General features: G+C 67.5%; 12 protein-coding genes. 4 read left to right on the forward strand and 8 right to left on the reverse strand.

All coding sequences use genetic code 11. The annotated features are described in order from the left end of the window. Positions 1-84: 84 nt before the first annotated feature. On the reverse strand, positions 85-507 hold the full coding sequence (locus F7R26_RS04085; protein ID WP_006160263.1) for an Lrp/AsnC family transcriptional regulator: 423 nt from the start codon (positions 505-507) through the stop codon (positions 85-87). A 205-nt stretch (positions 508-712) separates the two neighbouring features. Between F7R26_RS04085 and F7R26_RS04090 the strand changes: the two genes are divergently transcribed. Beyond that, positions 713-1612, forward strand: coding sequence for a dimethylarginine dimethylaminohydrolase family protein (locus tag F7R26_RS04090; protein ID WP_150988410.1), 900 nt, complete (start codon positions 713-715; stop codon positions 1610-1612). 49 nt (positions 1613-1661) lie between these two features. Beyond that, positions 1662-2738: an ornithine cyclodeaminase gene (locus F7R26_RS04095; protein ID WP_150988413.1), complete on the forward strand. Its 1077-nt coding sequence runs from the start codon at positions 1662-1664 to the stop codon at positions 2736-2738. A gap of 187 nt (positions 2739-2925) precedes the next feature. Here F7R26_RS04095 and F7R26_RS04100 read toward each other — a convergent pair whose 3' ends face one another. The 7 genes from F7R26_RS04100 to F7R26_RS04130 all read right to left on the reverse strand — a co-directional run bounded on the left by F7R26_RS04100 (position 2926) and on the right by F7R26_RS04130 (position 14813). Then, positions 2926-3528 carry a helix-turn-helix domain-containing protein gene (locus F7R26_RS04100; RefSeq protein ID WP_006160260.1) on the reverse strand — a complete coding sequence of 201 codons (603 nt, stop codon included), beginning with the start codon at positions 3526-3528 and terminating at the stop codon, positions 2926-2928. A 518-nt stretch (positions 3529-4046) separates the two neighbouring features. Then, entirely contained in the window at positions 4047-5069 is a 1023-nt protein-coding gene (locus F7R26_RS04105) for a glycosyltransferase family 2 protein (RefSeq protein ID WP_241754416.1), read from the reverse strand. Beyond that, a complete protein-coding gene (locus F7R26_RS04110; RefSeq protein ID WP_150988416.1) occupies positions 5050-5616 on the reverse strand; it encodes an LbetaH domain-containing protein in 567 nt (188 codons plus the stop codon). The genes F7R26_RS04105 and F7R26_RS04110 overlap by 20 nt, the downstream gene beginning before the upstream one ends. Positions 5617-6019: 403 nt before the next feature. Then, positions 6020-7381, reverse strand: a complete 1362-nt coding sequence (locus F7R26_RS04115) for a sigma-54-dependent transcriptional regulator (protein WP_150988419.1) — start codon at positions 7379-7381, stop codon at positions 6020-6022. Then, complete coding sequence (locus F7R26_RS04120; protein ID WP_150988566.1) at positions 7371-9194, reverse strand: sensor histidine kinase; 1824 nt, start codon at positions 9192-9194, stop codon at positions 7371-7373. The genes F7R26_RS04115 and F7R26_RS04120 overlap by 11 nt, the downstream gene beginning before the upstream one ends. Before the next feature lie 354 nt (positions 9195-9548). Then, complete coding sequence (locus F7R26_RS04125; protein ID WP_150988422.1) at positions 9549-10859, reverse strand: dicarboxylate/amino acid:cation symporter; 1311 nt, start codon at positions 10857-10859, stop codon at positions 9549-9551. A gap of 570 nt (positions 10860-11429) precedes the next feature. Continuing rightward, on the reverse strand, positions 11430-14813 hold the full coding sequence (locus F7R26_RS04130; protein ID WP_150988425.1) for a diguanylate cyclase: 3384 nt from the start codon (positions 14811-14813) through the stop codon (positions 11430-11432). A 603-nt stretch (positions 14814-15416) separates the two neighbouring features. Between F7R26_RS04130 and F7R26_RS04135 the strand changes: the two genes are divergently transcribed. Both F7R26_RS04135 and F7R26_RS04140 read left to right on the forward strand, forming a co-directional pair. Further along, positions 15417-15875: a (2Fe-2S)-binding protein gene (locus tag F7R26_RS04135; protein ID WP_150988428.1), complete on the forward strand. Its 459-nt coding sequence runs from the start codon at positions 15417-15419 to the stop codon at positions 15873-15875. A gap of 12 nt (positions 15876-15887) precedes the next feature. Then, positions 15888-18131, forward strand: a complete 2244-nt coding sequence (locus tag F7R26_RS04140) for a xanthine dehydrogenase family protein molybdopterin-binding subunit (protein ID WP_150988431.1) — start codon at positions 15888-15890, stop codon at positions 18129-18131. Positions 18132-18145: the final 14 nt, after the last annotated feature.

The raw sequence follows: 18145 nt of genomic DNA on the forward strand, positions 1-18145 counted from the left end.
GCCATGCACTTCGAAAAACGCGACTACGCCGTCGACCGCCGGCCGCTCCTGCTGGCAGCGCTGGCGTAAGCGCGCTCGCGTCGCCTAAAGCTTGTAGCTGGACAGCAGGATGCTGGTCTCCGTGGCGGCAATGCCGTCGATCAGCCGGATGCGGTCCAGCGTGCGGTCGAAGGCTTCCAGCGAATCCGCGCGCAGCTCGGCGATGATGTCCCAGCGCCCGTTGGTGGTGTGCATGGCCTGCACATTGGGCTCGCCACGTAGTGCCTGCAGCACCGCGCGCGCCTTGTTGCCTTCCACCGCGATGGTCATCCAGGCACGGATGCGGTGCGCCTCGGCTTCGGGCTTCAGCCGCACCGTGTAGCCCACGATCAGGCCTTCCTTTTCCAGCTTGTCGATGCGGTTCTGCACGGTGGCGCGCGAGACGCGCAGCGCCTTGGCCAGGGCGGTGGCCGGCGTGCGCGCGTTGTCGCGCAGCAGGGCCAGCAACTGGCGGTCGGTGTCGTCCATGGTGGCTCCTGTTGGGGGGGCGAGGGGTGCTTTTGCCTGCACGATCATCGTGACTGGCGATTCGCCAATTCTAGCTGGCGTTTTGCAATACGACACACGCAAATTGCGCAACTTGCTGGCTTTTAGTTAGCGGGGCAGTGCACCAGAATGCAGGCATGCCAGGGCATTGACTGACCCCCGCCACCCATCACCCAAAGGAGCCAGCGTGATCCACCAGCCCACCATCTTGCTTGTCGAGCCCACCCATTACGATGTGTCGTACAGCATCAACCCGTGGATGGACCCCGGCCTCTGGGCCAGCGACCCGCGCGGCATGCATCGCAATGCGGTGGCATCCTTCGAATCCCTGCATGCGGCCCTGCAGGCGGCCGGCTTCACGGTGGAAACCGCGCCCGGCGCGCCCGGCCTGCCCGACATGGTGTTCCCCGCCAATGCCGCCGTGGTGCTGGACGGCCACGCCGTGCTGGCGCGCTTTCGCTATCCCCAACGGGCCGGCGAGGAAGCGCCCTTTGCGCGGATCTTCGAGGGCCTGCGCGAACGCGGCCTGATCGACTCCGTCAGCCTGCTGCCTGAAGGCTGCTACCAGGAAGGCGCTGGCGACTGCATCTGGGATGCCGTGCGCGGCCATTTCTGGGCCGGCTTTGGCCCGCGCTCCTCGCGTGCCGCGGCCGATGCCATGGCCAGCCATTTCGGCCGCGAGGTTGTCGCGCTGGAGCTTGCCACGGCGCAGAGCTATCACCTTGACGTGTGCTTCTGCCCGCTGTCCGGCGGCGAGATTCTCTACTACCCGCCCGCCTTTACGCAGGACGCCCTGCGCATCTTGCGCGAGCGCGTGCCGGCCAGCCTGCGCATCGAAGCGAGCGAGGACGACCTGCGCCACTTCAGCGTCAATGCGGTCAACCTGCATGACCAGGTGGTGATGACGCGCACCACGCCGCACCTGCGCGCCGAACTGGGCCAGCGCGGCTACCAGTTGCGCGAGGTGGACCTGTCGCCGTACATGCTGTCCGGCGGCGGCGCCTACTGCATGACGCTGCGCCTGGACCGCACCAGCGGGCCGGCCCTGGCGAGCGCCGCGGCCGACGGCGCCGCGGTGGCGGCATGAGCGCGAAGGGCGAGCAAAAGCCAAGACCGAGCCAGCAAGGGAGAACACCATGAAGGAGATCGCCATGACCCGCTTTCTGGACGCTGCCGATGTGGCGGCGCTGGTGCGCGCCACGGGCGTCGCCAACGCCATCGCGCAGATGGCGCATCACATTCGCCAGGATTTCGTGCGCTGGGACGCCTTCGATAAATCCGCGCGGCTGGCGACGCATTCCGTCGACGGGGTGATCGAGCTGATGCCGGTGAGCGACGCCGTGCAATATGCGTTCAAGTACGTCAACGGCCATCCGCGCAACGCGCAGAACGCCATGCCGACGGTGATGGCGTTTGGCGTGCTGGCGGAAGTGGCAAGCGGCTTTCCGCTGCTGCTTTGCGATCTCACGCTGGCTACCGCGTTGCGCACTGCCGCCACGTCGGCACTCGCCGCGCAGGTGATGGCGCGGCCCGGCGCCGCCACGCTGGCGCTGATCGGCAACGGCGCGCAGGCGGAGTTCCAGGCGCTGGCTTTCCATGCCATGGTGGGCATCCGGGAGATCCGCGCCTACGATATCGATCCCGCCGCAACGGCGCGGCTCGCGCGCAACCTGCACGGCGTGCCGGGGCTGAAGGTGGTGGCTGTGGACTCGGTGCGCGCAGCCGTGCAGGGCGCCGACATCATCAGCACCGTCACCGCCGACAAGACGCGGGCCACCATCCTCACGCCTGACCTGGTCGTGCCCGGCGTGCATATCAATGCGGTAGGCGGCGATTGCCCGGGCAAGACCGAACTGCATCCGCAGATCCTGCGCCAGGCGCGCATTGTGGTCGAGTACGCGCCGCAGACCCGCATCGAAGGCGAGATCCAGCAATTGCCGCCGGATACGCCGGTGACGGAGTTGTGGGAGATCTTGTCCGGCCGGGTGGCCGGGCGCACCGAAACGGGGCAGGTGACGGTGTTCGACTCGGTGGGATTTGCGCTGGAGGATTACTCCGCGCTGCGCTGGCTTCATGCCGCGGCCCACGCGCAGCATCGCGGCAGCCACGTGGAGCTGGTGGCGACGCCGCCGGATCCCCGCGATCTCTATGGCTGGATGATGGACGCCGGCGTGCCGCAGCCCGTGCGTGAGCCGCTGGCGGCGCTGGCCTGAAGCGGCGGCTCATGCGACAACGCCGCAGTCGTGCGGGTCACGAGACTGCGGCGTTGTGGCGTGCGGTCTATAGCGAGTGCCACGCCCACGGGTAACGGGCAAGGCAAGCCGGGCGGCCGGGTGACGGCCGTGCAGATAGCTGCCGGTGAAACGTCCTGGACACGGGTCTTGGCGATGTGCCGGCCGATCAGCCGGCTGCGCCCCGGGTCATCATCAGTTGCGCGCGCAGGAAGCCTTTGACTTCTTCCAGCGAGGGCGTTTTGAGGAACACCATGATGCCCCATTGCTGCAGTGCATCGGCCACGCCGTCATAGGCCTGGCGGTTGGTGATCACGGCGAAGATGACGTTCTGGCGCGCAAAGAAGTTCTGCAGCTTCTCGATGGTGGCCGACTCGGCGTCAGTGAGTTCTTCCACGTAGTACAGCACCACTCGCGGATGCGAGCTGACCGAAGTAATGATGGTATCCACCACGTCCTCCACCACCACGCTTTTCAGGGGCAAGCCCCATTTGCCCAATTGTGCGTGGATGCGTTGGGCTTCCTGGTGGTTCGGGTGAAACACCACCAGGTCGAGTTCATGCACTGACGGAAGTTCCTGCCCCACGCGCGTGGCCAGCAGGCGATGCACGGTCTCCTTATGTATGCGCCGGTGGCCGCCGTTGGTCTTCCACGCCCCGAGTTCGCCACGTTCCACCATTTTCTGCACTGTCCCCAATGACACATTGAGCAGCTTCGCGGCGGTACGCGTACTGTAGTAAGGCTTTTCAGCCAGTTCTGAATCCAGTTTCATCCGTTCACCCGTTAACTAAATACACCGCACTGCGAGAGAAACAGCAGTGACAGCGCGAGCCTTCCGCGCTGGTTTGGGCTTGGCAACGCAAGGCAACGCTAGCCATGAAGACGGTTGCATGCTGGCACCATTAGGCCTCTTGCGTAACCTGCCCTCGCATCTGGGGCGGCGGGAGCGAAGGTGCTCCCATGGTCTTGCAACGGCATGATCTATGTCACTGGTGCCTGATTCTCCCAACGGAAGAATGCCAGCCTCGAATCATATGCGGTATCGAACATAAGCGACCAGACGGCATGCCAAATATTTCGAAATCGCACTGAACGCTCCCACTTCTGGGTTTAAACGCATATTGCCGCGTTTTGGCAGACACGGGCGAGCGGGAATTTATCGCAAACATTGCATACATCTGAAGTGCTTCCGCCACGCGCGCCGAGCGTCGAAACGTATAGCGCACATGGCCACGCGGCCGCGCGGCGAAGGAATGATAAAGAGGGCGCGGGCAGCAATTTCGCCAGCCGTCAGGGATTTCGCCCGCCAGCCACTGCCACCGTTTGCCGGGCCGATGCGACTGGCAGGTTGCCGAATTCACCTTCCCCGTCTGCAGCCATACCCGGCATCGGGAGGGATTGGTGCACGGGCGCCGGCGCGCTTTCCGGGCACACGGACTCGGGATCTGGCGCGGGCAGCGCCATGGACCTTTCCAGTTCGCGTGTCTTGAGCACGATGAAGTATTCGTAGATCGACTGCAGCATGGCGTAGGTGAGCCCGGCCCGTCCATCGAGAAAGCCGCGCTTGCCCAGGTACAGGATCGCGAACTTGACGAGGGGGCGCAACGGCAGGCGGAAGAACAGTTCCTTCTGGTGCGCGCGGCGCCGGTGGAAATCCGTCGCGAACAGGGCTTCGGCCAGGCTGAACGCTGCCTCGGCGCGCCGGTTCTCGATGATCTGCATCGCTTCCAGCCCGCTGTAATTGTTGTGGCGGGTGATCCAGTGGGTCACGCCTTTGCTGAACGGGTAGTGATCGAGGTAGCCCGTCAGTTCGCCGGCCGGGCCGTCGGGAATCGACACCGGGTTTACCAGACGCTCGTAGCGCATCCGCTCCGGGCGGAACAAGCGCAGGTAGAAGGGAGATGTCTGTACATGGCGCAACCAGGTGCCGAGGAAAAAGTCGCGCCGTTGCACCCGGAACGCGACCTCGTCGCGCGGCGCGCGCACTGCGGCCCGGGCTTGCGCCACGAGTTCGGGCGTCATGCGCTCGTCGGCGTCGATGTAGAACACCCAGGGATGGCGGAAGCGGATGTGCTGCAGGCCCCAGTTCTGGTGGCTCGCCCAGTTGTCGAAGACACGCTGCGTGACATGCGCGCCAAAGCGCTGCGCGATCGCCACCGTGGCGTCGGTGCTCATCGAGTCGTACACGTGAATGTCGTCCGACCAGGCCACGCTTTGCAGGCAGCCCGGCAGGTCCTGCTCCTCGTTGCGGGTCAGGATCAGCACGGAGATGCCCGGCGCTTGCATGGGCTGGCTAGGCTGGAGACTTGGCATGTCTGACTCTCGTGCTGATGGCGCGGGCCGGGATGCCCGCGTAGACGGTCCATGGCGTGCGCAGGCTTTTGCTGACCACCGCGCGCGGCGCGATCACCGCGCCCTCGGCCAGCGTCACGCCGGGCGAGACAAAGGCTTCGGCGCAGATCCACACGTGCGCCGCAAGCACGATGGGATGGGCTACCAGCTGGAAGTTGGTGCTGTTGTAGTCGTGCGTGCCGGTGCACAGGTGCGCGCCCTGCGAGACCACGCAGAAATCGCCGATGTCGATCGGCGCCATGTTGTACAGCGTGACGCCATCGGCCACGCCGACATGGCTGCCCACGCGCAGGTTCCACGGCGCCCAGATCTTCACGCCCGGATAGATATGCACATGCACGCCCAGTTGCGCCCCGAACAACCTCAGCAGCGCCGCGCGCCATGCATGCAGCGGGCGCGGGCTTGGCCTGAACAGGCACAACCAGGCCCAGTGCCAGAGCTGGCGCTGAATCCGGTTGCCCAGCGAAAACGAAGCGCCGGTAGTCGGGTCGTTTCCTTGAAGGATCATCGTCGGTCCGCTCCTGCTGGTTGGCGGCTTCTCAATACGCGGCAAGGCCCGGCAGCCATGGAGGCGACCACGGTGCGGGCCAGCACCGCGGTCGCCGAACCCGGCCGAAGCCAGGCTTTGCCCCGCACCGGCCGCGCCAGGCACGGCAAGGTGCAAAGCGCGCGGGAAGGGGTGAAACCATAGTGGCGCGGCGTGCGCGCCGCTTCGGTGCGGCACCTCACACAAGGAAAAACGAAGCAGGAAGGAAGCGGGGGAGGGAGCGGGAGAGAAGGGGGACGCGTGGGGAGGTGGCAGCGGCAGCCGACGCTGCAAGGCAAGCCGCAACGCTAGCTGTGCGCAAGCCGTTACGGTTCAGCCGGTGGCAGCTAGCGCCGCCGCCCGGCAAACCTCAAGGCCTGTCATCTCAAAGCCGGTATTTCCTGACCTTGTCGAACAAGGTGGTCTTGGCAATGCCCAGCGCCTCGCTCGCGCGGCTGAGGTTCCCCTCATGCCTGCGCATGGCGTCGGCAATCATGGCCCGCTCGAACTGCTCCACGGCCTGCGCCAGCGGCAGCGCTGCCGGCTCGGCGGTGCCTTGCCCGGGATTGCACCCCAGTCCCAGCACATGGCGCTCGGCCAGGTTGCGCAGCTCGCGCACATTGCCTGGCCACGGATAGGCCATCAGCGCAGCGAGCTCCGCCGGCGTGGCGGGCTGCGCCTCGCGCTCGAAGCGCAGCGCCGCCTGCGCGACAAAATGCTCGAACAGCGGCGGCACGTCTTCGCGCCGCTCGCGCAGCGGCGGCAGCTCCAGCGTCACCACGTTGAGCCGGTAGTAGAGGTCGGTGCGGAACTGGCCGGCCGCCGAGAGCGCCTTCAGGTCTGCCTTGGTGGCCGCGACCACGCGGGTGTTGACCGGCACCGGCGTATTGGAGCCAAGCCGCTCCACCACGCGCTCCTGCAGCACCCGCAGCAGCTTGATCTGCATCTGCATCGGCATGCTCTCGATCTCGTCGAGGAACAGCGTGCCGCCCTCGGCGTGCTCGATCTTGCCGATGCGCCGCCGTGCCGCGCCGGTAAACGAGCCGGCCTCATGGCCGAAGATCTCGCTTTCAAACAGCTGCTCGGGCAGGCCGCCGCAATTGATCGGCACGAAGTGCCGCGCGCGGCGCGAGCTTGCTTCGTGCAGGCAGCGGGCGACCAGTTCCTTGCCGGTGCCGGTCTCGCCGTGGATGAGCACGTTGGCGGCGGTGTCGGCCAGGTCGGCGATCAGCTTGCGCAGCCGTTCGATGGATGGCGAATGGCCGATCAGCCGCGCCTGCAAGGTATCGCGCCCGGCCAGCTTCCTGCGCAGCTCGGCCACTTCGAGCACCAGCCGGCGCTTTTCCAGCGCGCGCTGCGTGACTTCGACCAGGCGCTCGGGCGAGAACGGTTTTTCCAGGAAATGGTAGGCGCCGGCCTTCATGGCCTGCACGGCCAGGCTGACGTCGCCGTGGCCCGTGACCATCACCACCGGCAGCGCATCGTCGCGCGAGCGCAGCTCATGCAGCAGCGCCATGCCGTCGATGCCGGGCAGGCGGATGTCGCTCACCACCACGCCGGGAAAATGGCTGCCGACCTCGCGCAGGGCGGCTTCGGCGCTCGCCACGGCACGCGTGGCAATGCCTTCGAGCCGCAGTGCCTGCTCGCAGCCCAGGCGCACGTCGGGGTCGTCTTCGACGATCAGCACGGTCAGCGGCGCGGGGTCGATCGCGTCGGGGGAATCGGCGTGGTTCGCGTCAGTTGCCATGGCGGCTCTCCGGGTCAAGCCTGGCCAGCGGCAGCACCAGCGTGAAGCACGCGCCGCCGTCGGGGTGATTGCTGGCCTCCAGGCTGCCGCCGACCTCGTCCAGGATGCCGGCCGACAGCGTCAGGCCCAGGCCCAGTCCCTGTCCTGCCGGCTTGGTGGTAAAGAACGGCTCGAACAGCCGCGCGAAGGCTTCCTCGGACAGGCCGGGGCCGTTGTCGCGGATGGTCAGGCGCAGCTTGCTGCCCGCCAGGTGGCTGCGCAGCTCCAGCCGGGGCTCAGGGGTGCCCGCCAGCGCGTCGAGCGCGTTGCCGATCAGGTTGACCAGCACCTGTTCCAGCCGGTTGGGATCGCACGTCACCATCAGGTCCGGCTCGATCTCCCGGACCAGCGTCGGGCGTACCGCCTGCAGGCGCGTATCGAGCAGGAACAGGGCGTTGTCCACCGCATCGTCCAGCGCCGCCAGACGGGCGGCGGTGCCGCCATTGCCAGGCTTGCGCGCGAATGACTTGAGCGCGCCGGTGATGCGCCCCATGCGCTCGACCAGGCCGATGATGGTGCCGAGGTTGGCCTGCGCGGTGGCGTTGTCGCCGCGCTCGAGGAATTTCTGGGTATTGCCCGAGAGCGTGCGCAGGGCGGCAAGGGGCTGGTTGAGCTCGTGGGCGATGCCGGTGGACATCTGGCCTACCGCGGCCAGCTTGCCGGCCTGCAGCAGGCCATCCTGGGCCTGGCGCAAGGTCGCCTCGGTACGGATGCGTTCGGCAACTTCCGCCTGCAGGTGCTGGTTGGCGGCGGACAGGTCCGCGGTGCGCTCCGCCACCTTGCGCTCCAGTTCGCCGTTGGCGGCCTCCAGCGCGGCGCGCGCAGCCATGCGCTCGCTGGCGATGCGCCGGCGCACGTTCCAGGCCGCCGCCAGCAGTAACAGGAAGGCGGTCAGCACGCCGGCCAGCGCGGCGGTGATGAGCGCAGCCACGCGGGCCTGCGAGGTATTGGTGAGCAGCGTCAGGTGCCAGTCGGTGCCAACCAGCTCGGCGTTCTGCGCCAGCATGGGCGGGCCGCTGCGCAGGCGGACCAGGGCGTCGCTGTCGGATAGCTTGCGCACCGGCGTGAGTTCCAGCTGCGGGAGCGCGGCGCGGTTGTATTGCAGGTTGCGTTGCAGCCGCTCGCGCAGCTCGGGGGCCAGCGGCTTGAGCGCGCCCAGTTTCAGGGACGGGTCGGAGGCGAGGATCACCACGCCGTTCTCGTCCGTCAGCAGCATCTGGGTATCGGCGCCCTGCCAGCGGTTCTCCAGGGGTTCCAGCCCCACCTTGACGACCGCTACGCCGCTTGGCTTGTGGCGATCGCCCAGCGGCGCCGAGAGGTAGTAGCCAGGCTCGCTGCGGGTGGTGCCCACGCCATAGAAGCGGCCCAGCTGGCCGTCCGCGGCGTCGCTGAAATAGGGGCGGAAGCTCAGGTCTTCGCCCAGGTAGCTGTCGGGGCGCTGCCAGTTGCTGGTGGCGAGCACATGGCCGCGGGCATCAAGCACGAACACCACGCGGGTGCCGGCGCGGGCATTGACCGCGGCCAGGTACTGGTTGGCGGCCTCGACGCGTGCCGGATCGTCCGGGTGCGCCAGCAGGGCAGCGATCTTGTCGTCCAGCGAGAGCAGGCTGGGCACGTAGTCATAGCGCGCCAGCTCGCTCGACAGGGCCTGCCCGTACAGGCGCAGCTGCACTTGGCCGCGCTCGCCCTGGCGCGCCAGCGCGTTGTCGTAGCTATACCGGTAGCCTATGGCGCCAGCCAGTCCGATCAGCGTCGCCAGTGCCAGCATGGCCATGAGGGGCACCCACGGACGCAGGCGCGCGGCACGCGCGGAGGTATCGTGCGTGGCGCCTTGCGGGGTAGCGTGTGAAGGGAGCGGGCCGGTCATGGGAGCGGGCGGAATGCGCAGGAAGCGAAGGCGAAGGAACTCGGTCGCGGGCAGCGAGCCCGACGGGTTAAGACTGCAGGCGCCAGCAAAAGTGCATCGTATAAAGGGGTAAGAGTAGGGGTAGGAGCGCCAATGTGCACATTGCGCGATGGCGGCACCTGCTGCGACCCCGTCTTTTACCACATCATGGTTTTCCGGCCCCCGGAAACAAAAAAGGCCCGGCCACCTGATCGGTGGCCGGGCCTTGGCGCGCTGGCAGTGTTACTTGCCGGCCAGGACCTGAACGGGTGTCAGGCCGCGGTTGCCGTCGGCAGCGGGGTCATCCGCTTCTTCGGGCACCGGCGCGCCGATGGCGCCTTCGCTTTTGGCGACGACGGTTGTGGCAATGGCGTTGCCAAGCACATTGGTCACGGTACGGCCCATGTCCAGCACGTGGTCGATCCCCAGCACCAGCAGGATGCCGGCCTCGGGCAGGCCAAACATCGGCAGCACCGCGGCCACCACCACCAGCGAGGCACGCGGCACGCCGGCGATGCCCTTGCTGGTGACCAGCAGCACCAGCAGCATGGTCACCTGCTGCGAGAGCGACAGGTGGATGCCGTACACCTGTGCCACGAACAGCGCGGCGAAGGACGTGTACATGATCGAGCCGTCCAGGTTGAACGAGTAGCCCAGCGGCAGCACGAAGCCCGTGATGCGTTCCTTGACGCCAAAGCGGCCGAGCTGCTCGATCACCTTGGGGTAAGCCGACTCGCTGCTGGCGGTGGCGAAGCCGATCATCAGCGGGGCGCGCACCATCTTGAGCAGGCGGAACACATCGCGGCCGAGGAAGAAGTAGCCACCGGCGATCAGCGCCACCCACAGCAGCGCCAGCGACAGGTAGACAGCGCCCAGCAGCTTGGCGTACACGACCAGCACGCCCAGGCCTTCGGCGGTGATCACCGCGGCGACCGCACCGAACACGCCGACCGGCGCGAAGGCCATCACATAGTTGGTGATCTTCAGCATCACGTGCGACAGGCCTTCGATGCCGGCCAGCACGGGTTTGCCGATGCCGTCCTTGAGCGTGCCCAGCGCAAAACCGAAGAACAGCGAGAACACCACGATCTGCAGGATTTCATTGGTGGCCATGGCTTCGACGAAGCTCTTGGGGAACATGTGCGCTATGAAATCGCGCAGGTTCAGCGCCCCGGTCTTCAGGTTGGAGGCTGCGTCCGCCGCCGGCAGCGCCAGGTTCATGCCTTCGCCCGGGCGCAGCAGGTTGGCCATCACCAGCCCCAGCAGCAGCGAGGTGATGGACGCGGCGATGAACCATGCCATCGCCTTCATGCCGATACGGCCAACGGCCTTGCCGTCGCCCATGCTGGCGATGCCGCTGACCAGGGTGGCGAACACCAGCGGCCCGATGATCATCTTGATCATGCGCAGGAACACATCGGTCAGGATGGACAGGTGGTCGGCGATGGACTTGGCTGCGGCGGGGTCCGGCGCGTAGTGGTGTGCGGCCGTGCCGGCCAGCACGCCAAGCAGCATCGCAATGAAAATCAGGGTGGGCAGTCGGTTCAGTTTCATCAGAAGTCGGGCCGATGCGCCCGGCCAATGGCCGGACGGCTGTTTTGCAGGGGGGGCTGGCAGCCTTCTGGCATGGCGTTGCCGTCGTGGGGACAGCGCCATGCGGCCTCAGCCGGGAAGATCAATGCCTGTTCAATCCGGAATCATTCCGGATCAATGCGTTGATCCATGCCGAACGGGCAGCGTGTGCCCGGCGCCCACCGGTGTGGTGGGCAAGGTCGGCAAGGCGGGGTCGATCATTGTTTCCTCCATTGTTTTGGGTCCGGGCCGGCGCGGGGGGAGCCAGCCGTCGACCTGTATGGCCGCTTGGGGCCGGCGCATACATTGCACGAGGCGTGCCAGGCCAACGGCCATGCCGAAGCCGCCTAAGCCACTGAAAAACAAGGGGAAATTAATGTGCGCTCGGCGCACGGTTCGGATTTCCGTGCGGGCGGGGCGGCGGGGCGTTCGGTTTTCCGAACGGGCGGTGGGGCGGAAAGTGGAACTGGCGCCCGTGTGGGCGCCAGCGAGTGATGCAAGGGGCATGGCACGGCCGGCACACGCTACCGCCAGCCACGCACGCCAGGTGACTCAGGCGTTGTCCACCGGTTGGGTCGGGCAACTCTCCAGGAACAATTCCAGCGGCATCGGCCGCCCGATCACATAGCCCTGGGCATAGTCCACGCCGAGCGAGCGCAAGGCCTGCAGCGTTTCCTCGTCCTCCACGGATTCGGCCACCGTCAGCATGCCCAGGCGATGGCCGATATCGTTGATCGAGCTGACGATCTCGCGGTCCACCGCGTTGCCGGCCAGGTGGCGGATAAAGCTCCCGTCGATCTTGAGATAGTCCACCGGAAACTGCTTGAGATACGAGAACGACGACAAGCCGGCCCCGAAATCGTCGAGCGCCACGGTGCAGCCAGCGCTGCGCATTTCGGTCACCAGGCGATTGGCCGCCGCCATGTTGTTGATCAGCGCGGTCTCGGTGATCTCCAGCTGGATGCGGCTGGCGGGCAGCACGGACTCGTGCAGCTCGGCGTGCAGGAACGGCAGCAGGAACGGCTCGCCCAGCGAATTGGCCGACAGGTTGATGGCGACCGTGAGCCTGGGCACCGCGGTCAGGCGCTCGCCGAATTCATGCAGCACATGGTGGATCACCCAGCGGTCCACGTGGCCCATCAGGTCATAGCGCTCGGCGGCGGGGATGAACGCGCCCGGCATCACCAGCTTGCCTTGCTCGTCGACCATGCGCACCAGGATCTCGATATGGCGCTCGGCCTGGTTGTGCTTCTGCAGCGCGCGGATCTCCTGGGCGAACAGGCGGAAGCGGTTCGCATCCAGCGCCGAGTGGATGCCGGCGGCGACCTGCAGCTCCTGGTGGTGGCGCTGCGCATCGCTTTCGTCGCGCCGGTACACCGAGACGCGGCTGCGCCCGGCCGCCTTGGCGGCGTAGCAGGCTACGTCGGCGCGGCTCATCAGCTCGCCCATCGGCGGCGTTTCGTGGTCGATGGCGGTAATGCCGATGCTCGCGCCCACATCGTAGACCCGCCCTTCCCACGGGAAGCGCTGGCCGCGGATGGCATCGATGATCTTCTGGCACACACGCTCGGCGTGGTCCACCGTGCAGTCCATGAGCAGCAGCGCGAACTCGTCGCCGCCCAGGCGGGCGAGCAGGTCGTCCGGGCGCACGTGGTAGCGGATCACGTGGCCAAGCTCGCGCAGCAGTACGTCGCCCGCGGCATGCCCGGCCGTGTCGTTGACGATCTTGAAGCGGTCCAGGTCGATGAAGCACAGCGCGTGATGCTGTTGCTGCATGCGCGCCGCCTCGCAGGCCTCGCGCAGCCGCTTCTCGAACCAGATGCGGTTGGGCAGGCCGGTAAGCGCATCGTGCGAGGCCGAATGGGCCAGCTCGCGCTGCAGCGCGCGGGCGCCGGTGATGTCCTGGAACACCAGCACCGCGCCGATGACCTCGCCGGTCGCCGTGCGCACCGGCGCGGCGGAGTCCTGCACGTCATGGCGGTCGCCGGTCAGGCTTTGCAGCACCGCGCCGTCCTGCAGGTAGACCGGGCGCAAGCTCAGCAGGCACTGTTCCACCGGGCTGGGGATCGGCGCGTTGGTATGCTCGTCGACGATGCGGAAGATGGATTCGAGCGGCTGGCCGGCAGCCGCCTGCATGGTCCAGCCGGTGAGCTGCTCGGCGATCGGGTTCATGAAGGTGACGCCCATGGTGGCGTCGGTGCAGATCACCGCATCGCCGATGGAGCGCAGCGTGATATGCAGGCGTTCCTTCTCCTCGAACAGCGCCTCCGTGAGGCGGCGCTGTTCGGTGATGTCCCAGTTGGTGCCGATCATGGACACTGCGGTGCCATCGTCCTGGCGCAGCACCATTGCCATGGCCCGGATGTGGCGCACCGCGCCGTCGGGGCGCTGGATGCGGTATTCGGTATCGAAGGTGCGCGTGCCGCGCACCGCCTCGCGCATCTCGGTGCTTGCCTGCTCGACATCCTCGGGGTGCACCATGGCTGTCCAGCGCTTGATGTCCGGCGCGCCCAGGGCGGGATCGACGCCGTGCAGCGCATGCATGCGCGCGTCCCACTCGATCGCGCCGCTGGCAATGTCCCATTCCCAGATGCCTACGCCGCCGGCTTCCACCGCCAGCTGGGTCCGGCGCGACAGCGCTTCGAGCTTTTCCAGCGCGGCCTTGCGCTCGTCGATGTCTTCTACCTGCGAGATGAAATGCAGCGGCTTGCCCGTTTTCTCGTCGTGCACCAGGGAGACGGCCAGCAAGGTCCAGCGATAGTGGCCGTCCTTGTGGCGGAAGCGCTTTTCTATCCGGTACGACTCGATCTCGCCGGCCAGCAGGCGCTCGACCTGGTGCAGGTCCGGGGCGAGATCGTCCGGGTGGGTGATGGTCGGGAAAGGCAGCTCCGCCAGCTCGGCGGCATCATAGCCGAACAGGTCGCAGATGGCGCGGTTGACCTGCAGCCAGCGGCCGTCCAGTCCCACCAGCGCCATGCCGATGGCCGAATGCTCCATGGCCTGGCGAAAGCGCCGCTCGCTGCCGCGCAGCTCGCTGCGGTCGCGCCGGTTCTGCTCCAGCAAGAAGGCGATGCAGATCGGGAACACCATGATCAGCGCGGTCGACAACTGCACCGACTGCAGCAGGAACGGCTCGTTCGCGCCCACGCCGAGCGATGCGGTGACCAGGCCCAGCGCCACCGCGCCGCAGATGGCCAGCAACGTCAGCAGGGCAGTGGCAAAGGGATTGGTCAGCAGCGCCGCCAGCACCAGCGGCAGCGCCATCACCACGAACGGCTCGTTGCTCTTGTACAGCGCCACACCGCCCACCGCCAGGCTCAGCAGGAGCAGTCCGGCAAAACGGGGCAACTGCGCGCGGCGGAAGGTGTCCGCGAAACGCTCGCGGGTGATCGATACCATCAGCGGCAGCAACATGACGATGCCCATCGAGTCCGCCGTCCACCAGGTCCACCAGACCGCGCCAAAGCCACTGTGGTAGGCGGTGCTGATGGTGGCAGCGCCGATGGTCGCGCCCACCGCTGGTCCCAGCGTGCTGGCCGCGCCCAGCGTCAGGGCGAAGCGCGCCAGCGGTCCCGGGCGCGATAGCGTGGCGCCGCCGGTCATGGCGCGCACCAGCCACGCCGAAAAGGCAATCTCGGCGACGTTGCCCAGCGCCAGCGCCAGCGCAATGACGGGGCTATCGCCCATGGCCGCGTTGGCCGCCAGGCCCGCCACCAGCATCCCCGCCAGCTGCCAGAGCGCATCGCCGCTGCGCTGGTGCAGCAAGATGCCGAGGCCGAAGGCATTGGCCAGCCAGAGCATGGCCACGTTTCCCGGGTAGCGCGACACGGCCAGCCCGGCCAGGGCCAGCAGGAAGAAGGCGATGGCGGCTAGCGACACGCGCTGCCAGCGCGGGTAGATGGTGGGCAAGGGGCGGACATCCAAATCTGGCGTCATGTGGCGTCAGCCTGAAGCTGCGTTCTCGAAATTGAGGCGATGGGCGGGCGTCGGGCAGGTTGCACGCACGGCCCAGCTTAATGGATCAATATAGCGGCGATGCGTCGGAAGCACGAGGCGATAAGCCCCGGTGTGTTCCCGCTATTCGGACTAGCGCCGGACGCCGTTTTGGGGTAAGAGAGTGGCCGGCCGCGAGCCGGAACCGGCCCCGGCGGCCAGTCTGCTGCCATGGCGGACTGGCGCGCTGCCGTTCCAGTCATACAGGCGTTTCCGGCATTGCCCCGCCAATGAGGGGTATTGGCGCGGATATCGGACCAGCGCGAAGCGCGCCCGCCTCGCCAGCCATGGCGGCCCTTGGGCGGTCGGTGATGAGGCGACGGCGATGACCTCGCGCCGGAAGGCATGGCCTGAGGCCGCCCGGGCGCGGTGGATGGCACCGCACGCGACTGCCCATTTTGCACTATCCTCACAAGGTTGTATGGCGTGCGCACCGCGGCTGGGGCGCACGCCGCTGACCGGCCGCCGGCGGCGCGGCGCGGCGGATCGAACCGCTGCGCCATGCCGGGGGCGGACCAGGGCAAACAGACCCAAGGAGCTCCCCCCATGACCACGCTAGATATCAACGGCAAGCCGTTGCAGGTAGACGTTGATCCTTCCACGCCCCTGCTGTGGGCGTTACGCGACAGCCTTGGCATGACCGGCACCAAGTTCGGCTGCGGCATGGCGGCATGCGGTGCGTGCACCGTGCATGTAAACGGCCAGGCCACGCGCAGTTGCGTGACGCCGGTCTCGGCGGCGCAAGGCGCGCGCATCACTACCATCGAAGGCGTCACCGGCGACAAGGTTGGCCGTGCTGTGCTCGACGCCTGGATCAAGCACGACGTGGCGCAGTGCGGCTACTGCCAGAACGGCCAGGTGATGAGCGCCGTCGGGCTGTTGCGCAGCAAGAAGCACCCGAGCGACGCCGACATCGACCAGGCCATGGCCGGCAACCTGTGCCGCTGCGGCACCTACCAGCGCATCCGCGCGGCCATCAAGGACGCGGCGCGCGCGCTGGCTTAAGGGGACGACATCATGCGAATCAGATACCTCGAAGCGCTGGCCGGCGGCAACCGCGGGCCAGCGGACGCCGGCGGCGTCGCCGCGCTGGACCGCCGCAGTTTTCTCAAGCTGACCGGCTTTGCCGGCGGCGGGCTGGCGCTCGGCATCCTGCCAGCCCAGGCCGCGCTGGCGCAGGAAGGCGCGGCGCCCAAGGCCCCGCCTTCGCCGCCGCAGGCGTTCGTGCTGATCGCGCCGGACAACACCGTCACGGTGGCGGTCAACCGGCTCGAATTCGGCCAGGGCGTGCATACGGCGCTGCCCATGGCGCTGGCGGAAGAGCTCGACGTGGACTGGCGCAACGTGCGCGCCACGCTGGCGCCCGCCGGCGATGCGTACAAGGACCCCGCCTTCGGCATGCAGATGACCGGCGGCTCCACCGCGCTCAATCACTCCTTCCAGCAGTACCGCGAGCTGGGCGCGCGCGCCCGCGCCATGCTGGTATCCGCCGCGGCCACGCAGTGGCAGGTCGACCCGTCGAGCTGCCAGGTGGCGCTGGGCGTGGTCACCTCCGGCAGCCATCGCGCCACCTTTGGCGAGCTGGCGCAGGCCGCCATGGCGCTGCCGGTGCCGCAGCAGGTCACGCTCAAGAACCCGGCGCAGTTCAAGCTCATCGGCAAGCCCACGCGCCGGCTGGACGCGCGCGGCAAGCTGGAGGCCACCACCGCCTTCGGCATCGACGTGCATCTCAAGAACATGGTGGTGGCCGTGGTGGCACGCCCGCCGCGCTTTGGCGGCAAGGTGAAATCCTTCAACGCCGACAAGGCGCGCGCGATCAAGGGCGTGGCCGACGTGATGCTGGTGCCGGTGGATCGCGGCGGCACCGGCGTGGCGGTGGTGGCCAATGGCTACTGGCCGGCCAAGCAGGCGCGCGACGCGCTGGAGATCGTGTGGGAAGACAGCGGCTCCAGCGTCTCCACCAAGGACCTGTTCGCGCAGTACAGGGCGCTGGCCGCGCAACCCGGCACGGTGGCGCTGCAGGCTGACATGGGCGCCATGTCCGGCGCCGCGCGCACCATCTCGGCGGACTACGAGTTTCCCTATCTTGCGCATGCGCCGATGGAGCCGCTGAACTGCACCCTGCAGGCCGAGGTGTCGGGCAAGGCGGTGCAGAGCGTGAAAGTATGGGTGGGCTCGCAGTTCCAGACCGTGGACCAGGCCGCCATCGGGCGCGTGCTCGGGCTGCCGCCGGCCAAGGTCACGCTCAACACCATGATGGCGGGCGGCGGGTTCGGCCGGCGTGCCGTGCCCACCTCCGACTACCTGGTCGAAGCGGCCAACGTGCTGCTGGCCTGGGTCAAGAGCGGGCATGACGAACCGCTCAAGGTGATGTGGAGCCGCGAGGACGATATCCGCGGCGGCTACTACCGGCCGCTGCATGTGCACCGCGCGCGCATCGGCACCGATGCGAAGGGGCAGGTGCTCGGCTGGCAGCATACCGCGGTCGGGCAGTCCATCCTCTCCGGCACGCCGTTCGAGGCATTCATGGTCAAGGGCGGCGTGGACTCGACCATGGTCGAAGGCCTGGTGGAGAACGACTACGGCTTCCCGCTGCAACTATCGGTGCATCACCCGCAGGTGGCGGTGCCGGTGCTGTGGTGGCGCTCGGTTGGCAACACGCACACCGCCTTCGTCAAGGAAACGCTGGTCGACGAAGTGGCCGTCAATGCCAGGCAGGATCCGGTGGCGTACCGCCTTGCGCGGCTGGACGCGGGCAAGCACGCGCGCCATCGCGCGGCGCTGCAGCTGGCGGTGGACAAGTCCGGCTACGGCAAGCGCAAGCTGCCCAAGGGCCAGGCCTGGGGCGTGGCGGTGCACGAGTCCTTCGGCACGGTGGTGGCCTATGTGGTGGAGGTGTCGCTGGTGAAAAACGAGCCCCATGTGCATCGCGTGACGGCCGGGGTGCATGCCAACCGCGTGGTCAATCCCATGACGGCCGAGGCGCAGGTGCAGGGCGCATGCGTGTTCGGGCTGGCGATGACGCGGCCGGGCTTTGCCATCGAGATCGAAAACGGCGCGGTGAAGAACAGCAATTTCCCCGACTATCCGCCGCCGCGCATCACCGATGCGCCGGTGGTGGATGTGTTCTTCGTGCCCTCCGAGGATCCGCCCACCGGGCTGGGCGAGCCGGGCGTGCCAGCCATTGCGCCAGCGGTGGCCAATGCGCTGTTCACGCTCACCGGCAAGCGCCAGCGGCAGTTGCCGTTCGTGCTCGCCTGAGCCCGGGCGCCGGG

The organism is Cupriavidus basilensis, from assembly GCF_008801925.2.
Classification (GTDB): domain Bacteria; phylum Pseudomonadota; class Gammaproteobacteria; order Burkholderiales; family Burkholderiaceae; genus Cupriavidus; species Cupriavidus basilensis.